This window comes from uncultured Phascolarctobacterium sp. (genome assembly GCF_905212365.1).
GTDB lineage: Bacteria > Bacillota > Negativicutes > Acidaminococcales > Acidaminococcaceae > Phascolarctobacterium_A.
In genome coordinates, this window is sequence record NZ_CAJMEH010000112.1 from 1 (window position 1) to 1,290 (window position 1,290).

Sequence of the window (1,290 nt, forward strand, 5' to 3'; positions counted from 1 at the left end):
CAAGAGTGCTGCTGGCTGCCGGTGCGCGGGAGGTACACGCGCTGGCTTTGGCCGCTGCTGCGGATAACTGGCAGCGGTAAGCGCTGGTTTTTTATGCTGTGATTATTTGAGGAGGAAGCGGAATGGTACGCTGGATTATGCATGTGGATATGGATGCGTTCTTTGCTGCGGTAGAGGTATTGGATAATCCTGCGCTGCGGGGGCTGCCGGTTATCGTCGGCGGCCAGTCTTTGCGCGGCGTGGTGTCCACCTGTTCCTATGAAGCGCGGCGCTACGGCGTTCATTCGGCCATGCCCATGGCGCTGGCGCACAAGCTATGTCCGGAGGGCATATATCTGCCCGGCCGCATGGAGCGCTATAAAGAAGTGTCGCGGCAGATTATGAGCATCTTTCACGATTTATCGCCTTTGGTAGAGCAGCTTTCCATCGACGAGGCTTTTCTGGACGTATCGGGTATGGAGCGTTTATACGGAGGGCCGGAGCAGGCTGGCCGCCTGGCGAAGCGGCGCATTAAGGAGGAGGTTGGCCTTACTGCGTCCGTAGGCCTGGCTCCTAACAAGTTTTTGGCGAAGATGGCTTCTGATTTGCACAAGCCCGACGGCTTTACCGTGATTACCCATGAACACGCCCGCGCTTTTATTGCGCCCTTGCCGGTGACGAAAATTTTTGGCATTGGCGCGGCGGCGCAAAAGGAGCTGCTGCAGGTGGGCATAGACTGCATCGGGCAGCTGTCCGTGGCCGACGCAGGCGTGCTGCGGCGCATCTTTGGGAAGAACGCCGAACGGGTGCGCCTTTTGGCCTGCGGCTTGGACGACCGGCCCGTAACGCCGGACAGCGAGCCTAAATCCATCGGGCGGGAAACGACTTTTGAACGGGATTTGTTGGATAAGGAATCCTGCCGCCGCCACATTTTGGAGCTGAGCGGTATGGTGGGCTACCGGCTGCGGCGCAAGGGCTATTACGGCCACACGCTTACCTTAAAGGTGAAATACACCGATTTCCGCACGATTACCCGCAGTATTACCAGTGAAAGCGATATCAGCAGCGACGAGGATATTTACGCCCTGGCGGTGCGGCTGCTGGAGCAAGTTCCTTTACAGAAGGGTGTGCGGCTTTTAGGCATTGCCGTAGCGGGACTGGGCAGCGGCCAGCCGTTGGGCCTGGGCTTTGAGGAGGACGCTAAGCGTCAGCGGCGCAGCGACGTTACCGACAAATTAAAAGCGCGCTTTGGCGAGCAGATTATTTTTCTCGGTGCGTTCAGCCTCATAGTCATAGAGCTTGAAGCTTGTC

Annotated in this window: 1 protein-coding gene; it reads left to right on the forward strand. The window is 57.8% G+C overall.

All coding sequences use genetic code 11. The annotated features are described in order from the left end of the window. Positions 1-122: 122 nt before the first annotated feature. Positions 123-1,290, forward strand: a 1,168-nt coding sequence (locus QZ105_RS10485) for a DNA polymerase IV (RefSeq protein WP_293729866.1), incomplete at its 3' end; no start/stop codon positions are given.